At 62.3% G+C, this 1062-nt stretch carries 1 protein-coding gene; it reads left to right on the forward strand.

Annotated features, from left to right (window positions below):
• Positions 1-160 precede the first annotated feature (160 nt).
• Positions 161-1024, forward strand: coding sequence for an IS3 family transposase (locus IAE41_RS22305; protein ID WP_283222591.1), 864 nt, complete (start codon positions 161-163; stop codon positions 1022-1024).
• Positions 1025-1062 lie beyond the last annotated feature (38 nt).

The following is a 1062-nucleotide window of genomic DNA, read 5'->3' on the forward strand; positions in this document are numbered from 1 at the left end:
TTGACGCGGTCCGTGCTGGGCGCTCGTTGACGTCTGAGGCTCGCAGGCCAGCCACCGACCTGGAAAGCGAGATCAGCCGCCTTCGGGCCGAGAACGCCAATCTGAAGATGGAGCGGGAAATCCTAAAAAAAGCGGCGGCGTTCTTTGCCAAAGAGTCCAAGTGAGGTACGCCTTCGTCGCCCGTCATAGGACTCGTTACCCGACCCGGGTGCTGTGTCGTGTTCTCGGCGTATCGGTCTCTGGTTTCCATGATTACCTGCACCGACAGTCCGCCCGAACCGATGATGCCGACGCCGTTCTTCGTGCAGAGCTCCGAGCCATCCATGCGGCCAGCAATCGCAATTACGGCCGGCATCGGCTGGTCAGGGCCCTGCGCGCCCGAAATCACCCTGTCGGCCACAAGCGGGTGGCACGGTTGATGGCCGAGGAGCGCATCCAGGGCAAGATCAAGGGACGCTTCCGGCGCAAAACCTCTGCCGCAGGTTCGGCCCAGCTCGCCCCGAACCTACTGGATCGGCAATTCACTCCCGGTACGGGTCCGTCGGCGTGGGTCGGCGATATCACCTATGTGGCTACCCGTCAGGGCTGGCTGCATCTGGCCGTGGTCATCAGCGTCCAGACCCGGCAGGTGCTGGGCTACAGCGTCTCCGAACGCATGACCGAGGACGTAGTACTGAAAGCCTTTGCCAATGCCTGGGCTCTTCATCCCCAGCCGCCCGGCCTGATCTTCCATTCGGATCGAGGCGGGCAGTACTGGGGCAACGAGTATCGCCAGCTCCTGGAGTCCTGCAAGGTGGTCCAAAGCATGAGCCGCCCGGGTAACTGCTGGGATAACGCGGTGGCCGAGAGCTTTTTTGCCACGCTCAAGGCAGAAGAGGCTGCTGATCCATACGTGAGCCGGGAGCAGGCCAGCCAGTCCATTGCGGCCTACATCCACGGTTTCTACAATCCCGCCCGGCTACACTCGGCGCTGGGCTATCAGTCGCCCAACACCTATGCCAGGCAGCTCAAGGCTGCCGCCTGAAACGGCTTCATGGCGTCCGTTTTCAGGGAGCCAGATCA

This window comes from Stenotrophomonas sp. S39 (genome assembly GCF_016624665.1).
In the GTDB taxonomy this organism is placed as follows: domain Bacteria; phylum Pseudomonadota; class Gammaproteobacteria; order Xanthomonadales; family Xanthomonadaceae; genus Stenotrophomonas.